Source organism: Olleya sediminilitoris (assembly GCF_016785945.1).
Lineage (GTDB): Bacteria > Bacteroidota > Bacteroidia > Flavobacteriales > Flavobacteriaceae > Olleya > Olleya sediminilitoris.
Map to the genome: position 1 here is coordinate 428,689 of NZ_JAEMEF010000001.1, position 19,343 is coordinate 448,031.

At 30.7% G+C, this 19,343-nt stretch carries 20 protein-coding genes; all 20 read left to right on the forward strand.

Translation table 11 applies throughout. The features are described from left to right. Positions 1-28 precede the first annotated feature (28 nt). The 20 genes from JAO71_RS01910 to JAO71_RS02005 all read left to right on the forward strand — a co-directional run bounded on the left by JAO71_RS01910 (position 29) and on the right by JAO71_RS02005 (position 19,343). Positions 29-1,507, forward strand: coding sequence for a DUF5687 family protein (locus JAO71_RS01910; protein ID WP_116823816.1), 1,479 nt, complete (start codon positions 29-31; stop codon positions 1,505-1,507). A 32-nt stretch (positions 1,508-1,539) separates the two neighbouring features. Beyond that, the gene (locus JAO71_RS01915) at positions 1,540-2,250 is read left to right on the forward strand and encodes an ABC transporter ATP-binding protein (RefSeq protein WP_028288801.1); all 711 of its coding nucleotides are present in this window, start codon (positions 1,540-1,542) and stop codon (positions 2,248-2,250) included. A gap of 146 nt (positions 2,251-2,396) precedes the next feature. Beyond that, positions 2,397-4,943: a type IX secretion system periplasmic lipoprotein PorW/SprE gene (gene porW / locus JAO71_RS01920; protein WP_215906953.1), complete on the forward strand. Its 2,547-nt coding sequence runs from the start codon at positions 2,397-2,399 to the stop codon at positions 4,941-4,943. A 15-nt stretch (positions 4,944-4,958) separates the two neighbouring features. Then, the gene (locus tag JAO71_RS01925) at positions 4,959-5,345 is read left to right on the forward strand and encodes a bactofilin family protein (RefSeq protein WP_028288799.1); all 387 of its coding nucleotides are present in this window, start codon (positions 4,959-4,961) and stop codon (positions 5,343-5,345) included. Then, complete coding sequence (locus tag JAO71_RS01930) at positions 5,305-5,556, forward strand: AtpZ/AtpI family protein (protein WP_036598333.1); 252 nt, start codon at positions 5,305-5,307, stop codon at positions 5,554-5,556. Before JAO71_RS01925 ends, JAO71_RS01930 begins: the two co-directional genes overlap by 41 nt. Further along, entirely contained in the window at positions 5,549-5,923 is a 375-nt protein-coding gene (locus JAO71_RS01935) for a DUF6168 family protein (RefSeq protein ID WP_051419112.1), read from the forward strand. The genes JAO71_RS01930 and JAO71_RS01935 overlap by 8 nt, the downstream gene beginning before the upstream one ends. 133 nt (positions 5,924-6,056) lie before the next feature. Next, positions 6,057-7,169: a F0F1 ATP synthase subunit A gene (atpB, locus tag JAO71_RS01940; protein ID WP_202998535.1), complete on the forward strand. Its 1,113-nt coding sequence runs from the start codon at positions 6,057-6,059 to the stop codon at positions 7,167-7,169. 40 nt (positions 7,170-7,209) lie between these two features. Continuing rightward, positions 7,210-7,398 carry an ATP synthase F0 subunit C gene (gene atpE / locus JAO71_RS01945; RefSeq protein ID WP_028288795.1) on the forward strand — a complete coding sequence of 63 codons (189 nt, stop codon included), beginning with the start codon at positions 7,210-7,212 and terminating at the stop codon, positions 7,396-7,398. A gap of 93 nt (positions 7,399-7,491) precedes the next feature. Then, complete coding sequence (locus tag JAO71_RS01950) at positions 7,492-7,992, forward strand: F0F1 ATP synthase subunit B (RefSeq protein WP_028606685.1); 501 nt, start codon at positions 7,492-7,494, stop codon at positions 7,990-7,992. A 7-nt stretch (positions 7,993-7,999) separates the two neighbouring features. After that, the gene (atpH, locus tag JAO71_RS01955) at positions 8,000-8,536 is read left to right on the forward strand and encodes an ATP synthase F1 subunit delta (protein ID WP_028606686.1); all 537 of its coding nucleotides are present in this window, start codon (positions 8,000-8,002) and stop codon (positions 8,534-8,536) included. Positions 8,537-8,551: 15 nt separating this feature from the next. Further along, positions 8,552-10,018, forward strand: a complete 1,467-nt coding sequence (locus JAO71_RS01960; protein ID WP_116823819.1) for a hypothetical protein — start codon at positions 8,552-8,554, stop codon at positions 10,016-10,018. A 7-nt stretch (positions 10,019-10,025) separates the two neighbouring features. Further along, entirely contained in the window at positions 10,026-11,606 is a 1,581-nt protein-coding gene (atpA, locus tag JAO71_RS01965; RefSeq protein ID WP_202998536.1) for a F0F1 ATP synthase subunit alpha, read from the forward strand. A gap of 124 nt (positions 11,607-11,730) precedes the next feature. After that, complete coding sequence (gene atpG, locus JAO71_RS01970) at positions 11,731-12,591, forward strand: ATP synthase F1 subunit gamma (protein ID WP_054852249.1); 861 nt, start codon at positions 11,731-11,733, stop codon at positions 12,589-12,591. A 128-nt stretch (positions 12,592-12,719) separates the two neighbouring features. After that, positions 12,720-13,178, forward strand: coding sequence for a hypothetical protein (locus JAO71_RS01975; RefSeq protein WP_202998537.1), 459 nt, complete (start codon positions 12,720-12,722; stop codon positions 13,176-13,178). Positions 13,179-13,257: 79 nt separating this feature from the next. Then, on the forward strand, positions 13,258-14,685 hold the full coding sequence (locus JAO71_RS01980) for an oligosaccharide flippase family protein (RefSeq protein WP_202998538.1): 1,428 nt from the start codon (positions 13,258-13,260) through the stop codon (positions 14,683-14,685). A gap of 40 nt (positions 14,686-14,725) precedes the next feature. Then, a complete protein-coding gene (gene dut / locus JAO71_RS01985; protein WP_028288788.1) occupies positions 14,726-15,160 on the forward strand; it encodes a dUTP diphosphatase in 435 nt (144 codons plus the stop codon). Between the two features lie 6 nt (positions 15,161-15,166). Continuing rightward, positions 15,167-16,117: a tetratricopeptide repeat protein gene (locus JAO71_RS01990; RefSeq protein WP_202998539.1), complete on the forward strand. Its 951-nt coding sequence runs from the start codon at positions 15,167-15,169 to the stop codon at positions 16,115-16,117. Positions 16,118-16,119: 2 nt separating this feature from the next. Continuing rightward, positions 16,120-17,139: a sugar phosphate nucleotidyltransferase gene (locus JAO71_RS01995; protein WP_202998540.1), complete on the forward strand. Its 1,020-nt coding sequence runs from the start codon at positions 16,120-16,122 to the stop codon at positions 17,137-17,139. A gap of 60 nt (positions 17,140-17,199) precedes the next feature. After that, complete coding sequence (locus JAO71_RS02000; RefSeq protein WP_202998541.1) at positions 17,200-18,564, forward strand: tetratricopeptide repeat protein; 1,365 nt, start codon at positions 17,200-17,202, stop codon at positions 18,562-18,564. Beyond that, complete coding sequence (locus JAO71_RS02005) at positions 18,564-19,343, forward strand: DUF4292 domain-containing protein (protein ID WP_028288785.1); 780 nt, start codon at positions 18,564-18,566, stop codon at positions 19,341-19,343. The genes JAO71_RS02000 and JAO71_RS02005 overlap by 1 nt, the downstream gene beginning before the upstream one ends.

Consider the following 19,343-nt stretch of genomic DNA (forward strand, 5'->3'; position numbering starts at 1 on the left):
CTATTAAACCAAACTAAACCATCAGCATATGATTACTAAATTTTTAAGCCTAGAATGGAAATCTTTTATACGTTCTTCCAATTTTGGTAAAGGCCTAGCTATAAAAATATTAATGGCCTTTTTTGCAGTCTATTTTTTATTGGTGTTTTTATCTTTAGGAGTATTTATTTATCCAACACTTAAAAAAGCTTTTCCTGATAATGACCCTTTTGTAATGGTTAACACGCTGTTGTTTTTCTGGTTTTTAGGCGATCTAATGTTGCGTTTTTTCTTGCAAAAATTACCAGTAATGAGTGTAAAACCATTACTAACCTTGCCAATAAAAAGAAGTCGTGTAGTCAACTACGTTTTAGGTAAGTCTGCGTTATCTTTTTTTAACTTTTTACCATTATTTGCTATTGTTCCGTTTAGTGTCGTTTTAATCACTAAAGATTATGAGGTCACTAAAGTTATAACATGGTTAGTGGCAATGGTAATATTAACGCTAATAAGCAATTTTTTAAATTTTATTATTGAAAGTTTTTCAGCCGAAACCGAGTTTTCATTTCTTCCAATCATCCTTTTTGCAGGAACTTTATTTGGTTTAAATCATTTTAATATTGTCAATTTTTCGCAATTATTGTCTTCAGCAATGTTGGCAATAACAAATAATCCATTGTATTTAATAGTGCTTTTGATTATTTTAATTGGTCTATATCTTTTTAATCATAAAGTATTAATTAAAAAACTATACTTAGACAATTCACTTAAAACCAAAATCAAAGAAGTGTCAACCTCAGATTTAGGATGGACAAAGCGTTTTGGTGAAGTAGCCCCTTTTATGCAGTTAGATTTAAAATTAATTTGGCGTAATAAAAGACCAAGATCTGCGGTGTTTATTTTGGTAATTGGACTTTTGTATGGATTGTTTTTTTATCCACAACCCATGTATAGAGATATGCCAATCATGTATGGTTTTATTGGTGTATTTGTAACAGGTATATTTTTAATCAATTTTGGACAATTCATTCCAGCTTGGGATAGTGGGTATTATAAAATGTTAATGAGCCAAAACATAAAGTATGAGCAGTATTTAAAATCTAAATACACGTTAATGATGTTAAGTGTTATTATCATGTTTGTACTAAGTATACCTTATGTTTATTTTGGGTGGAAAATTTTAGTAGCCCATTTTGCTGCAGCTATTTATAACATAGGTGTCAATACTTATGTTATAATGCTAGGTGGATCTTTTAACCGTAAAAAAATAGATTTAAATCAACGTGCAGCCTTTAACTATCAAGGGACAGGAGCAGTGCAATGGTTAATTGGTATCCCATTGCTATTAGTGCCATTAGCAATATTTGGCGCATTAACCTATTATGTAAATTTTTATTCCGGTGTTTCAGCATTAATCTTATTAGGTATTATTGGTATCGTTTTTCATCAAAAACTAATGCAATTAATAACCAAAAAGTATTTAAATTCTAAATACGAAATGATTAAAGCCTTTAACCAAGACAACTAATCAATACAACTAACTTTTACAACAACTACATCATGATAATAACAACAAACCTTTCAAAAAAATATAGTGGAAACGAAGTCTTAAATATTTCTAATTTAGAAATACCAAAAGGTCAAAGCTTTGGGCTTGTAGGTAATAATGGAGCAGGTAAAACCACTTATTTTAGTTTGCTTTTAGATTTAATAAAACCAACCACAGGAACAATTAAAAATAACGATGTTTTAGTTAGTCAAAGTGAAGATTGGAAACCCTTTACGTCGGCTTTTATAGACGAAAGCTTTTTAATAGGTTACTTAACACCTGAAGAATATTTTTATTTCATTGGCGATTTACGTGGTCAAAATAAGCAAGATGTAGATAATTTAGTATCACAATTTGAAGACTTTTTTCATGGCGAAATCTTAGGTCAAAAAAAATACCTTCGTGATTTAAGTAAAGGAAACCAGAAAAAAGCAGGTATTGTTGCAGCTCTTATAGGTAATCCTGAGGTTATTATCTTAGACGAACCCTTTGCAAATTTAGATCCAACAACACAAATTAGATTAAAAGAAATTATTAAAGATCTAGCCGAAAAGAAAGGAGTAACAGTTTTGGTTTCAAGTCATGATTTATTGCATGTTACAGATGTTTGTGAGCGTATTGTAGTGTTAGAAAAAGGACAAGTAATTAAAGATATCCAAACTAGCGAAGCAACTTTAAAAGAGTTAGAAGCACATTTTGCAGGAACTGTTAGTCCAGTGTAATAGAGTTTAGATTTTACTATTAGTTCAAGTTTCAGTTCATTTTTTGGCAAAAAGTCAAAAAGATGCTTATTTTTACGCACCTGTCCGTAGTTATTAATAATAATTACGACGTAATTTAGTTATGTATTACATAAAATACAACCGCATTGAAAATAGCATTTAAAATCTGTATAATTTCTGGCTTAATCTTGGCAACCATTTCTAGTTGTTCAAGAAAAACAGATAGTTTTATAAACCGTAATTTTCATGCTGTTACTGCAGAGTATAACGCATTGTTTAATGGTTATGAAGCCTTAAATCAAGGTCAAGACAACTTAAACAATAATTATAATGACAACTATTGGGACATCTTACCAGTAGAGCGCATGCAAATTACTGAAGACATCGTAATGCCTGGACAATCTAAAAACCAGGATTTTACTAGAGCTGAAGAAAAAGCAGTAAAAGCAATTCAAAAACATGGGATGAATATTCAAGGTAAAGAGTATAACCCACAAATTGACGAAGCGTATCTACTTTTAGGTCAAGCCAGATATTTTGACCAACGTTTTATTCCAGCATTAGAAGCTTTTAATTATATCTTATACAAATATCCAGCATCAGATAAAATTAACACAGCTAAAGTTTGGAGAGAAAAAACCAACATGCGTTTAGAAAACGATGAATTGGCAATCAAAAACCTAAAGCGTTTAATTAAACAAGAAGAACCAAAGAAGCAGGAATTAGCAGACGCAACTTCAATTTTAGCACAAGCTTACATTAACACCAAAGCTTTGGATAGTGCTTTAACGCAAATTAAAATAGCAGCACAAGCCACTAAAAATAATGACGAAAAAGGACGCTTTAATTTTATTAAAGGACAATTATATAATGTATTAAATCAAAAAGACAGTGCTAATTTGGCTTTTGATGAGGTTATAGATTTAAACCGTAAAACTCCGCGTCGTTATCTAATGGCTGCTCATGTAGAAAAGGCTAAAAACTTTGATTATGATTCAGGCGACAAACTTGCATTTTTAGAGCATTTGACTAAGCTTGAAAATAACAGAGAAAACCGTCCTTATCTTGATAAGATTTATCATCAAATTGCAGAATATTATCTAAATACTCAATCCGACTCATTAGCTGTAGTCTATTACAATAAGTCATTAAGAGAAAAATCTAAAGACAAAATTTTAACAGCAAAAAATTATCAGACTTTAGGGGATTTTTATTTTGATCGTAACAATTATAAAACTGCAGGAGCATATTTTGATAGTACCATGACTAGTATGGTCGAAAATAGTAAACCCTTCAGAACTATTAAGCGTAAACGCGAAAATCTAGACGACGTTATTTATTATGAAGGTGTTGCTAATAATAATGACAGTATTCTTAGGTTGGTAAATATGTCTAAGGCAGATCGTCTTACCTTTTTTACAGACTATACCAATCAATTAAAATTAAAAGCAGAAAAAGAACAAGAAAAGCTAGAAGCAGAAGCGCGCAAACAAGGTTTGGCAACAACCAATGCATCAGTAAATGGTATTACAGGAAGTAGCAGTTTACCTGGAGTAGGCTCAAGTTTTTATTTTTACAATCCAAGTACTGTAGCTTATGGTAAAAATCAATTTACACGTGTTTGGGGAGAGCGTAAAAACGAAGACAATTGGAGATGGTCTTCAAATGTATCAGGAGGATTTTCAAATCAATCAGATGTTGCTTTAACTACAGATGAAGGTGAAGAGAGTCCATTGCTAAAACCAGAATATTATTTGGAGCAAATTCCTTCAGCTAAAAAAACTTTGGACAGTCTTAAAAAAGACCGAAACTATGCTTATTACCAATTAGGTTTAATTTATAAAGAAAAATTTAAAGAGTATAAGCTTTCTAAAAGCAAGTTTTTAAACTTACTATCAAGTAACCCAGAAGAAAAACTTGTTTTACCTTCAAAATATAATTTGTTTAAAATTTATGAAATTTTAGGTCAAAATGAAGACGCTTTAAGTACTAAAAACGAAATTATTGCTAGTTATCCTGATTCAAGATATGCTGAAATATTAAAAAATCCAGAATTAGCAGCAACCAGAGATCAAAGCAGTCCAGAAAGTTTGTATGAGGACACTTATAAATTATTGCAATATCAAGATTACCAACAAGTCATAGATAAAACCACAGAGTATATCAGGTTTTTTGATGGTGATCCTATGGTTTCAAAATTTGCATTATTAAAAGCAACAGCTAACGGAAGGTTAAATGGTTATCAGGCCTACATAGATGGACTTAATGATGTGGCAGTAAATTATGCTAATACACCAGAAGCAATACAAGCAGAAGCTATTGTTGCTAGCTTAAAATCTGTAAGCGATAAAACCTTTAAACCAGATAATGTGTCGTCTAGTTTTAAAGTTGTTTTTCAGTTTAATCAAAATGAAGAACAAGCTATTGCTGATTTAAAAGAAATTTTAGACGAGATTGCTCCAAAAATAGAATACTATAATTTAGATACATCAGTAGATATATATAATCCAGAAACCACATTTTTAGTCATCCATGGACTAAAAAGTGTACAAGGAGCAAAAGGATTTGTTGAATTATTAAAAGAGGAAGATAAAAACAAGGTAAATAAACCTTACTTCGGCATTTCAACAGATAATTATAAAACCCTTTTAATACACAAAAACTTAAACAAGTATCTAGCAATACAAAAATAATACCTCTCAAATACAATGAAAAATAAGCAACAAGAACAGTTTTCAATACAAAACATAATAGCAAAAGGAACAAAAATAGCTGGAGACTTTTTTAGTGAAGGAGATTTACGTGTTGATGGAACAGTAGAAGGTAATATTGAAACTACAGGAAAAGTTGTCATAGGAAAAGATGGCCTAATTAACGGTACACTTAAATGTAGTAATGCTTATTTTGAAGGGAAATTAGTAGGTAACCTTGAGCTAACCGAAACCTTAACATTAAAATCTACAGCACATATTGAAGGTGACGTAATTACACAAAAATTAGCTGTTGAACCTGGTGCAATTTTTAATGTGTCATGCGTAATGAAAACAACAGTAAATGATTTTAGTGGTGGATCCAAAAAACAAAAAACAGCTTAACCCTTTTATTAGATTTACAACTATGGCTATTCAAATGGGTGTTACCATTTGGTTAGGTAGTTTGTTAGGAGGCTGGTTAGATAAAAAGTTAGAAAATAATAATCAACTTTATTTTAAAATAGTCACACTACTAGCTGTGTTTTTAGCCATGTATTCAGTAATAAAACAAGTTATTAAAATTACCAATCAACAAAATTCAAAAAATGAATAAACGTATTGTGTTTGTTATATCGTTAATGCTTGTTGTATTAGCAATTTCTTTTGGAATACATAAATATGTCACAAACGACCAGGTATTACCATATTCTTTAAATAAATTATATCTTTTTCATGGTATAGCAGCATTAATTGTGTATTCAAGTATTGAAGGCATATATAGTGTTATGCCAAATCAATTAGGATATGCCTATCTAACAATGATGTTAATTAAAATAGGAATGTTTATTTTAATCTTCAAAGCAACCGTTTTTTCGGCTACAAATTTGACACTCGAGCATCGATTAGGACTTGTAATCCCCTTTTTTTTATTTCTAATTATTGAAACAGCTTGTATAGCTAAATTACTAAAAAGCGAATAAGTCTTTGTAATAAAGGATTATAGCGTAATTTTATTAGTAAATAAATTCGTATTAAAAAAAGCGTTTCCTTTTTAAATTATTACTTACATTTGCACAAAATTTACAGACAATAAATTTATTAGTTACAAAAAGTATGATGTTGGCAAAAAAATATTTCAATTTTATAGCAATATTAGTTCTGACTTTATTTTCTTTTTCTGCTTATGGAGAAGAAACTAAACAAGAGCCAGGAAATACAGTGAATACTGCTCAAGAAATCAAAGAGTATATTAAACATCACTTAAAAGACTCTCACGATTTTCATTTTTATACAAATAATGAAACAGGTGAACATAGGAGTTTTCCATTACCTGTTATTGTTTGGACTAAAGATGGTTTAAAAACATTTATGTCTTCTGCATTTCACCATGATGATAACGGTCAAGTTATTGTTGAAAAAGGTAATGCACGTTTAGTAAAACTTCACAGTAAGATATACCAATTAGATCAAGGTGCAACCACTGTTGCATTTGATGATGATCACCACCCAACAAATGCACACAAAGTATTAGATTTTTCTATTACTAAATCTGTGTTTGGAATGTTACTTACAGGGTTGTTAATGTTGTTAGGTTTTAGTGCCTTAGCAAGAGGTTATAAAAAAGGACATACAGTGCCAAAAGGTGTTGGTCGTATTTTAGAGCCTTTAGTAATCTACGTAAGAGACGATATTGCTAAGCCAAATATTGGTGAGAAAAAGTACCGTAAGTTTATGGGCTTTTTATTAACTGTGTTTTTCTTTATCTGGATATTAAACTTGTTAGGTTTAACACCATTAGGATTTAACGTAACAGGACAAATTGCAGTAACAGCTTGTTTAGCAATTTTTACAGCAGTAATATATTTATTTAGCGGAAGTAAAGACTTTTGGAAGCACACATTATGGATGCCTGGTGTGCCAATGATTTTACGTCCAATATTAGCAGTGATAGAGTTAGTTGGTTTTGTATTAATTAAACCATTCTCTTTATTAGTACGTTTATTTGCAAACATGACTGCAGGACACTTTGTTGTTATGAGTTTAATTGCTTTAATGATTACAATGAAAGAATCTTTTGGAGCAGTAACATCAACAGGTATGTCATTAGTGTTAGCATTATTTATTTCGGTTATCGAAATTTTAGTAGCCTTTTTACAAGCGTTTATTTTCACGATGTTATCATCGTTATTTATAGGTATGGCAGTTGAAGAACATGACCATCATTAATAAGAATTTGTTTAATTAATATTTATAAAACCAAATTAGTATGTACAATTTAATTGGAGCAGGATTAATCGTAATCGGAGGAGGAATCGGATTAGGTCAAATTGGAGGAAAAGCAATGGAATCTATTGCTCGTCAACCAGAAGCAGCAGGAAAAATCCAAACTGCGATGATCATCATCGGAGCCTTATTAGAAGGTTTAGCATTCGGTGCATTAATCTTAGGAGCATAATCCTAAAACAAAAAGAAACAGCTTTCTGCAACGGTTGGTTGCAGAAACTGTTTTAAATTAAACAAAAAACAAAATTTAAGTAATCTATATTTCATGGAAACTTTATTAAATGACTTTTCAGTAGGCTTGTTTTTTATGCAAGGTATTATCTTAATAATATTAATATTATTAATGAGAAAATTTGCATGGAAGCCTATCTTAGACGCTTTACAAACACGTGAAGACGGTATACAAAATGCATTAGATTCAGCTGAAAACGCTAAGTTAGAAATGCAAAATCTTCAAGCAGATAACGAAAAATTATTAAAAGAAGCACGTGCAGAACGTGAAGCTATGCTTAAAGAAGGTAGAGAGTTAAAAAATAAAATGATTGATGACGCTAAAGCAGAAGCTCAAGCTCAAGCAAACACTATGATTGCTCAAGCACAAGCTGCTATTGAAAGTGAGAAAAAATCAGCTATGGCTGATTTAAAAAACCACGTAGCAGGTTTGTCTATTGAGATTGCAGAAAAAGTAGTACGTCAAGAATTAGCTAATAAAGACAAACAATTAGAATTAGTTGAGTCTATGTTAGGTGATGCTAAATTAAACTAGTCAAATCATGGCAGGAGAAAGAGCAGCAATACGTTACGCAAAAGCAGTTTTAAGCTTAGCTACAGATCAAAATACAGCAGATGTTGTAAATAATGATATGCAGTTAATAAATAATACTGTTGCGCAAAGTAAAGATTTAAAAGATATGCTTTACAGTCCTGTAATTGGTTCAAGTGTAAAAAAATCTGCGTTATTAGAAATCTTTAAAGGGATTAACCCAGTAACTGTTAATTTAATAGATACTTTGGTTGCTAATAAACGTACAGATTTATTACCTCAAGTTGCTTCAAAATTCATTACTTTATTAGAAGCACAAAAAGGTAATCAAATTGCAACCGTTACAACAGCTGTTCCATTAACTGATGCTTTAGAAACTAAAGTTTTGGCTAAAGTTAAGGAGCTAACTGGTAAAGAAGCAGCAATAAAAAATATTGTAGATGAAAGCATTTTAGGTGGTTTCATATTACGTGTTGGAGATACGCAATATAACGCAAGTATCGCTAACCAATTAAGCAAGTTAAAAAGAGAATTCACAGTAAACTAAAAGAGAATCTTATACATGAAAAAAAATATTCTTTTACTATCAATAGCATTGTTTGTTGTAAATGTTTTGGTTGCACAAAAAGTGAAAGTTAAGAAAGAGGTTGTTTTGATAGATAAACAAGAGTCTATTAAAATTACCAAAGATAAAACAAATGAAGATTTTTATTACGCTTTAGAGACACTTGAAGGTGAAACGGTTTTACTAGTTAACTATGAAACGAAAAAAATCTCAGAAACAAAATCTTTCACTTGGTTATCAATGAAACAGCCAAATAAGGATAGAATTAATGAAATTGATTTTACAGCTGTTTCTTTCTCATTAAATTCAAAAAAGCTAATTACTGAATTCTTGTTTAAAGAATTAGATTTCTTCAATGAAAAAGGTTTTAACCATGATAAAATAGATGCTTTTTTTCTGGAAAAAAGGGAAAGAGAATCTGCAGCAGAAACTCAAGAATTAGAAAAACAACTACTTGATTTAGAAGCTAATTTTTTAGAGGTTTCTCCAGAAGTATTAGGAAATATGTTAATTGTTTCTAATACTAAAATTGATCCAGATACAGGAGAAAGAGCTATTATTGGTAAAGTTAATAGAGTTTCAACTAAAGAATCTGGTAAAGTTTATACCTACACCAATTTAACAGGTAAAGTTATTGCGGTAGTAAATGAGAAACTTAGAAGAATAGAAGGTAATAATACTTTTTATCCTTTAAATATGTCTTTTTCATCACATTCTGAAGGCTTAGTAAAAGATGCTAATACCTACTTGAAGAAAATATATTTGCTTGATGAGTATTTTTATTATGCTTTTTTGACTAAACAAGAAATTGAAACTGTTGTAGAGCAGATTAAAGAAAATCAAAAAGAAGAATTTGAAACCGCTAAGGAAAACTCTGAAAACTTATACAAATTACCTGGATACGTTATAGACAGTAAAGGTGAAAAAGTAGAAGGAGAGATTTCTATTGTTTTTGAAAAAATAGACGTAAAAGACCCAAATCAGTGGGGTAATGTTGTTGATTTAGATGAAGCAAATATTGGTAAGCTTGTTTCAATTAACTACATAAATGCTAAGGGTAAAAACCGTACATCTTCTTACCGATCTAAAAAGAAAGTTAAGTTTTGTGTAGATGATAATAACATTGAAAGATGTTTTGTGGGTGTTGGTTCAAAAGGTAAAGGTCTAGAATTAGCTGCAGGTGCAGTATCTTCTTTAAGCTTTGATACTTCTCAATTTTATGAGGTTTATAAAATAATTGGAGATATCACAATATATAAAGATGTTGTAGATAATTTATACTTAATTAAAATACCATCAGAAAAAAAGGCATTACAGTTTAATACCTCTAATTCTGAAAAAAATATTGAAAACTTGAAAAAATATATTGGAGCATGCTTTAAAGAAGAATTTGTTTCATTAAATTATTCAGATATAAACGACATTGTTAAATTAGCAGAGATTTATAATAGCTGTTCAAAATAATTAAAAAATGGCAGAAGTAAAACCAGCTGAAGTATCAGCAATCTTAAAACAACAACTTTCAGGTTTTGAAGCAAGCGCTTCATTAGACGAAGTTGGAACAGTATTAACAGTAGGTGATGGTATCGTACGTGCTTACGGACTTTCAAATGCAGAGTATGGTGAGTTAGTAGAGCTTGAAGGTGGTGCAGAAGGAATCGTACTTAACCTTGAAGAAGATAACGTAGGTATCGTACTTTTAGGAACAACAAGAGGTGTTAGAGAAGGGTCTACAGTAAAACGTACTAACCGTATCGCATCTGTTAAAGTTGGAGAAGGTATTGTTGGTCGTGTTGTAGATACACTTGGTAATCCTATTGACGGTAAAGGTCCTATTGCTGGAACTACTTATGAGATGCCTTTAGAGCGTAAAGCACCTGGAGTTATCTATAGAGAGCCAGTAACTGAACCATTACAAACAGGAATTAAAGCAATTGATGCTATGATCCCAGTTGGTAGAGGTCAACGTGAGTTAGTAATTGGTGACAGACAAACAGGTAAGACTGCAGTTTGTATTGATGCGATCTTAAATCAAAAAGAATTTTACGATGCAGGTGAGCCTGTATACTGTATATATGTTGCTGTAGGTCAAAAAGCCTCAACAGTAGCTTTAATTGCTAAAACTTTAGAAGAAAAAGGAGCTTTAGCATATACTACAATAGTAGCTGCAAATGCATCAGATCCTGCTGCAATGCAAGTGTATGCACCAATGACAGGAGCATCTATTGGAGAATATTTTAGAGATACTGGTAGACCAGCTTTAATTGTTTTTGATGATTTATCAAAGCAAGCAGTTGCTTACCGTGAAGTATCTTTATTATTAAGACGTCCACCAGGACGTGAGGCATATCCTGGAGATGTATTTTACTTACACTCAAGATTATTAGAGCGTTCTGCAAAAATTATCAACGATGATAGTATTGCTAAAGAAATGAATGACTTACCAGAGTCATTAAAACCAATCGTAAAAGGTGGTGGATCTTTAACAGCATTACCAATTATTGAAACACAAGCAGGAGACGTTTCAGCATATATCCCAACAAACGTAATTTCTATTACAGATGGGCAAATTTTCTTAGATGGAGATTTATTTAACTCTGGTGTTCGTCCAGCAATTAACGTAGGTATTTCTGTATCTCGTGTTGGAGGTAATGCACAGATTAAATCAATGAAAAAAGTATCTGGTACTTTAAAATTAGACCAAGCACAATATCGTGAGTTAGAAGCTTTCGCTAAGTTTGGATCAGATTTAGATGCGGTTACTTTAAATGTAATTGAAAAAGGTAAACGTAACGTAGAGATCTTAAAGCAAGGTCAAAACGATCCATTTACTGTTGAAGATCAAGTAGCAATTATATATGCTGGATCTAAAAACCTATTAAAAGACGTGCCAGTTAATAAAATTAAAGAATTTGAAAGAGACTATCTTGAATTCTTAAACGCTAAGCACAGAGGTGTTTTAGACACTTTAAAAGCAGGTAAATTAACTGATGAAGTTACAGACACTTTAATTACTGTTTGTAAAGAATTATCAGCTAAATATAGAGCATAATATTATAAGTTTAGAGTTGTAGTTTATACTACAACTCTAAATTTAAATTTTAAACTAATGTCACTCTGGATCACTTTCTGCTTTCAAGCAGAAAAACATCAAAGAGTCTTTATAAAAATAAAGAATGGCTAATCTTAAAGAAATACGTAATAGAATATCTTCAGTATCGTCAACGATGCAGATTACTAGTGCCATGAAAATGGTTTCTGCTGCTAAATTGAAGAAAGCTCAAGATGCTATTACTGCAATGCGTCCTTATGCAGATAAGTTAACTGAACTTTTACAAAGTTTAAGTGCAACTTTAAACGAAGATGCAGGAAGTAAATTTGCAGAACAACGTGAGGTTAATAATGTATTAATTGTATCTATAACTTCAAACAGAGGATTATGTGGAGCTTTTAATTCAAACATTATTAAACAAACACAACACTTGATTTCTAATGTTTATACAGGAAAACAAGTCTCTGTGTTAGCAATAGGAAAAAAGTCTAATGATGCATTTTCAAAAACAGGTCTTGTAATTGATAATCAAAGTCAAATATTTGATAATCTAACTTTTGATAATGTTGCTGAAATAGCACAGATGCTAATGGATAAATTTAGTGCAGGCGAATTTGATAAAATCGAAATCGTTTACAATAAGTTTAAAAATGCAGCGACACAAATTGTAATGACAGAGCAGTTTTTGCCAATTGTACCTGTTGAAACAGAAGAAGAAGCTAATTCAGATTATATTTTTGAACCTTCAAAAATTGAAATCGTTGAGCAATTAATTCCTAAATCTTTAAAAACTCAATTATATAAGGGTATTAGAGATAGTTTTGCAAGTGAGCATGGAGCACGTATGACTGCAATGCATAAAGCAACAGATAATGCAACTGAGTTAAGAGATCAACTTAAATTGACTTATAACAAAGCACGTCAAGCAGCAATTACAAACGAAATCCTTGAGATTGTTGGTGGAGCAGAAGCTTTAAATAACTAAAACAAATGTATACTTAGGTTAATACTAAGTATACATTCAATAAATATTTAAAAAACCTTATTCAATTTGAATAAGGTTTTTTTATGGAATACATTTTGATTAATTACCTTTATACAAACATTACTATTATGAAGTTTATAAAATTTTTCAGTTTATTAATACTATCGGGTTTATTTTTTATGCAATGTTCTACAGCTCAGAAACTTGAACAAAATGCTGCCTTTAAAACAGATAAGGCATACTATCAAAAATGGGTAGCAGGTGTTAAAGGTGGAGGTTCTGGCATTAATGTTTTTATACCTGTTAGCACACAGTTTAAGTTAGATAGTTTATACTTTAGAGGACAGAAAGTAGCTTTACAGACTAAGCCTAATAGTCCAAACCTTTATATTGGTCGTATTTTAACAGAAGCTAATCAAAAAGAGACATTAGAAAAAAACACAAATGATTCAACTTTTGAATTAAAGCAAAATGAAGCAGTAGTAAGCTATTTAGATAACGGAACAATTAAGTACTTGAAAATTGATTCAGTTCCAGAAAAAAAAATGGAACATTACCCAAGTGCACCACCAAAACAAGGTAAATAAGTGACTAATTTTAGTCATTCATTTAGTTTCGAAATTTAAATAAGTCAACCTATATTTTCAATCAAATTTTAATAAACTCTTGAGCGTTTTAAAAAAGTTTTTCAAAGACACTATAATTTATGGTTTAGCAACTGTATTACCTCGTCTTATGAATTTTGTTTTAGTACCTCTGTATACAGGTAAATTAAAAACCACAAGCTTTTCTGATAATACTACATTTTATATTTACGCCTCATTTTTTAATGTGCTACTTACCTATGGAATGGAAACTGCTTTCTTTAGATTTTTTACAAAATCTAAAGAAAAGGACAAGATATTTTCTACTACGTTTATCAGTTTAATTGTTACTACTTTTTTGTTTCTAATAGCTATGTTGCTTTATAGTCAACAACTATCTAGCATGTTTGGTATCTCTCAAAAATATTTTAATTTATTAATTGGTGTCATCGTTTTGGACACATTAGTAGTTGCACCTTTTGCGTATTTACGTGCTACAGGACGACCAATTAAATTTGCAGCAATAAAAATTAGCAACATATTAATTTATGTGTTACTTAATTATTTTTTCCTTTGGTTTATTCCTAAATTTAACCTGTCTTTTTCTTGGTATGATACTTCAGATTTAGTTCAATATATTTTTATTGCAAATCTGGCTGCAAGTGCAATGACATTAATATTGTTACTACCTTATTTTTTTAAAACCAAACTTCAGTTTAGTAAGCCCATTTTTAAACAATTAATTAATTACGGTTGGCCAATTATGGTTGCTGGTTTAGCCTATGTTGTTAATGAGAATTTTGATAAATGGATTATTCCTAATTTATTAAACAAAGATATTAATGGTGCTTATAGTGGTTGTTATAAAATAGCCATGTTTATGACTATTTTTATTCAAGCCTTTAGGTTAGGAGCAGAGCCTTTTTTCTTTTCTCATGCAAAAGAAAAAAATGCAAAACAAACCTATGCTTTAATAATGAAGTATTTTGTAATAGCTGGTAGCTTAATGCTTGTCTTTATAATTGCTTATTTAGATGTTTTTAAAGCCTTGTTGGTTACAGATTCTAGTTATTGGCAAGCCATACAAATCGTACCAATAGTATTATTAGCTAATTTATGTTTAGGCATTTATTTTAACCTTGCTATTTGGTATAAACTTACAGACAAAACTAGATACGGTATGTACTTGTCCATTGTTGGCGCAATTGTTACAATTGGTCTAAATATTACTTTAATACCAAAATTTGGTTTTATAGCTGCAGCTTGGACAACTTTAGCAGCTTACGGAATCATGATGACATTATCTTATTTATTAGGACAAAAACATTATCCAGTACCTTACAATTTAAAACAAATCTTAGGCTACTTATTTATAGCTATAGTATTATCTATTGCAGCTTTAAGTACAGAAGCCAACTATTATATTAATACTATTTTAGTTTTATTATTTTTGGGATTAATAGTTCTTTTTGAAAAGAAAGAAATAAAACATTTATTAAAAAGAAATTAAATTAATCTGTAACTCAGGTTAAAATGAAGCAAGTTTATACATGAAAATTAAAATTATAAATAAATCTAGTCACGCATTGCCACATTATGAAACGTCAGCATCAGCTGGACTTGATTTAAGAGCTAATATAACAAATCCTATAGTACTTCAACCTTTGGAGCGTACAATCGTTAAAACAGGCTTATTTATAGAGTTACCGATAGGTTTTGAAGCTCAAGTTAGACCAAGAAGTGGTTTGGCAGCAAAAAAAGGAATTACAGTATTAAATGCACCTGGTACTGTTGATGCAGATTATAGAGGAGAAATTGGTGTCATTCTTGTTAACTTATCTAACCAAGAGTTTACAATTGAAAATGGCGAGCGTATAGCACAATTAGTAATTGCTAAGCATGAGCGTGCAGAATGGATAGAGGTAGAAACATTATCTGAAACCTCTAGAGGAGAAGGAGGATTTGGTAGTACAGGAACTAAATAAAAAACCATGAAATCAATCATCACAGTAATTACTCTGTTATTAATTAGTAATACAGCTTTATTAGCCCAAGACAATTCAGAAAAAATTGTTGATGTCGCTTATGATGCATGTGATTGTATTGGTAAAATTGAAACAAATTTAAGTAAAGTTCAAAAAAGCGAAGAGATTAAAGCTTGCATAACCTCTGCAAATATGGCTTGGCAAATCAACAAGTCTATGTCTGCTGTTTCAGATACTATAAATAAGTCTTTAACCAAAACAGACACTTTAACTGTTGCTTCAGATAAACTAAATATCGTGATATCTGATGCAGATTATCAAGAAATAGAATCCTATCTGTTAGATACTTGTGGAGACATGGAAACCATTTATTTTACCGAAGATGAAACTTTAGAAAACTCATATTCAAATAAAGAAAAAGCTACAGAATACTACAATAAAGGTTTAATCGCTTATGATAATCAAGAGTTTAAAAAAGCACTTTCATTTTATAAAAAAGCAATAAAAGAAGATGAAAATTTTGCATTTGCTTGGGACAATTTGGGACGTACTTATAAAGAGTTAGGTGATTATAAAGAATCAATTAAGTGTTATAAAAAATCACTAAAAATAGATCCAAAAGGAGGAATGCCTTTAATGAATATTGCAGTTACTTATGGTTATCTAGAACAATTTGATAAAGCTAAGAAAGCATACAGGCAATATGGCAAAGTTTTTAAAAATGACCCAGAAACTTATTATGGTTTAGGACGTATTTATGCTTTGGATAACGATTTTGAAAATGCTTTAGATAATATGATGCAAGCTTACGTGTTATATATTGAAATGCAATCACCTTATAAAAACGATGCCGAAAAATTTATTGCAATATTGTATCAAGAGCTAGAAAATCAAGGTAAACAAGACGTATTCAATACAATAGCAAAAAAATATAATATTCAAATTACAGACAATTAAATATGAAAATAATAGTACCTATGGCAGGACGAGGTTCTCGTCTAAGACCACACAGTTTAACAGTACCAAAACCATTAATTCCTGTAGCAGGACAACCTATTGTCCACAGATTAGTAAAAGATATAGCAAAAGTATTAGACCAACCAATTACAGAAGTTGCTTTTGTATTAGGTGATCCAGCTTGGTTTGGTGATGATGTGGTTGCTAGTTTGAAAGATTTAGCAACCAGTTTGGGTGCTAAAGCATCTATATACAGACAAGATAAGCCATTGGGTACAGGACATGCAATTATGTGTGCTAAAGACAGTCTATCTGGACCAGCAGTTATTGCTTATGCAGATACTTTAATACGTGCAGATTTTAATCTAGATCCAGAGGCAGATGCTGTTATTTGGGTAAAACAAGTAGAACAACCAGAAGCCTATGGTGTAGTTAAATTAAACGATAATAAAGAGATTGTTGAGCTTGTTGAAAAACCAGAACAATTTGTTAGTGATTTAGCAGTTATTGGTATATACTATTTTAAAGAAGTTAGCCAACTAAAAGACCAACTTCAAACCGTTTTAGATAATAATATTATTAATGGTGGAGAATACCAAATTAACGATGGTATTAAAGGGATGATGGCAGACGGTAAAATTTTTAAAACAGGAGAAGTAAGTGAGTGGATGGACTGCGGAAACAAAAACATTACACTTCAAACTAACCAACGCATGCTAGGCTTTTTAACAGCAGATGGAGAAGAGCAATTAGTAGCATCTACTGTAAAAAATGAAAACTCAACAATTATAGAGCCTTGTTATATTGGTGAAAACGTGGTGCTAAAAAACACGACCATTGGACCTTATGTTTCAGTTGGAAATAATTGTGTTATAGAAAATTCAACAGTTAAAAATAGCTTAATACAAAATCATACGTCTATAAAAAATGCTAATTTAGACGAAGCTATGATTGGTAACCATGTCAAGTATGATGGTAAATTCACCAAAATTAGTATAGGTGATTATTCGGTTTTAGAATAGTCAACCTCATTTTTTATATAAATATAAAATCAGTTAGTGTTTAGCGCAGCATCCAAAAACATGAAAAAACAGTTTTACATAGTACTTATTACGCTTGGTTTACTTTTGTTTCCAAAGGTAAATATTGCGCAAGTGGATTTTGACGCTAAACCTAATGATGATTTAGGTGATGTCTCTGATGCTTTTCAAGAGCATTTTTTTGAAGCTCTAAAACAAAAAGGTATAGAAAACTACCAACGTGCAGTGGACAACCTCTTAAAATGTATTGCTTTGGACGATAGTGATGCTATTTTATATTTTGAATTAGGTAAAAACTACAATAGTTTAAAAAACTTTGGGGCAGCAGAAGATGCATTAAAAAAAGCAGTCACTAAAGTACCAGATAACGAATGGTTTTTAGATGAATTATATAGCACATACATTCAGCAAAAAGAATACAAAAAAGCCATAAAAACGGTTAAGCAACTGGTTAAATATCATCCAGATTATAAGGAGGATTTAGCCAACATCTATATGCAAACAGGCGATTTTAAAGAAGCTCTTAAAATTTTAGACGAGCTAGATGACGATCTAGGTATCAACAAAGAGCGAGACATTTTACGCAATAGAATTTACAACGCAACAGGACGTAAAAAAGACCAAATTGCAAACTTAGAAGATCGTGTAGGTAAAAACCCAGAATCAGAAGACACCTACCTACGTTTAATTTATCGTTACAGTGAAAGTGGTGACCTTAAAAAAGCATTTGAAACTGCTAAAAAATTACTTGAAGTCAACCCAAAGTCAGAGCTTGTACATTTAGCTTTATATAAATTTTATTTAGAAGAAGGTAGTAATGATAAAGCTATTAAGTCAATGAAAGTGGCTTTACAAAGCTCTAAAATCAACCCAGAATCTAAAATAAAAGTATTGGCAGATTTTGTCAAATTTGTTAGTAAAAATCAACAGTATGAGCAGGATTTGGTAGAAGTTACCTCAATGTTGACTAAAATTGAATCTTCTGGTAAAACACTAGTAGAGTTGGCACAATATTATTTACTTAAGGGAGAAAAACAAAAAGCACTAAGTTTTTATGAAGAAGCTTTGCAAAAAGAAGAGGAAAATTTCGGTATTTTACGCAACATAATCTTATTACATATAGACTTAAAACAATTTGATTTAGCCGAAGCACGAAGTAATGAAGGTTTAGAAGTTTTTCCTGCGCAACCTGTATTATATTTAGCAAATGGTGTTGCATTAAACTATTTAAATCGTCCAAAAGATGCTATAAATAGTCTAGAAACAGGATTAGATTATATTATAGATGACACTAAAATGGAAATTGATTTTTATAATCAATTAGCTAAAGCATATACAATAACTAACAATTTATCTAAAGCTAAGTCGTTTACAGATAAAGCTAAAAAATTAGAAGGTATCAATTAATGAAATTTAAAACACACATAGCAGCTACTGTATTAGTTTTAATACTAATAGTTTCTGGCTGTAAAGGATCTAAAACATTAGTGGCTGATGGTCAAGTTGATTCTGGTTTAAAAGTTAAACAGCTTATTAAAAACAGTGTTAATGCAAATATAGATTTTAACACTTTAATTGCTAGACTTAAAATAGGAACAACTCAAAAAGGTAGTTCTCAAAACTATACCGTTAGTCTTAAAATAGAAAAGGATAAGCAAATACTAATTACTTCCACTCCTGTTTCAATAGTTAGAGCGTTAATAACACCAACTAGAGTCGCTTTTTATAATAAATGGGATAACACTTATTTTGATGGTGATTTTGACTATTTAAGTAATCTTTTAGGGACTGATTTAGATTTTGATAAAGTTCAAAACATGTTATTGGGTCAATCGTTATTTAATTTAAACGACGACAAGTATCAATTATCTGCAAACGATAAATCTTATATTTTAGAACCTAAAAAACAACGTGATTTATTCGAGTTGTTTTTGTTTGTAAATCCTAGTCATTTTAAAATGGATTCTCAAGAAATATCTCAACCTCAAAACAAACGTATTTTACATATTGATTATTTAACTTATCAAGAAGTAGATAATAAAACAATACCAGAACAGACTAAAATTTTGGCTGTTGAGGACGAAGACGAATTAGAGATTAATCTAGAATTAAAATCTGTTAAGTTAAACGAAAACATTCGTTTTCCGTTTAAAATACCATCTGGTTTTACAAAAATTGAATTGTAA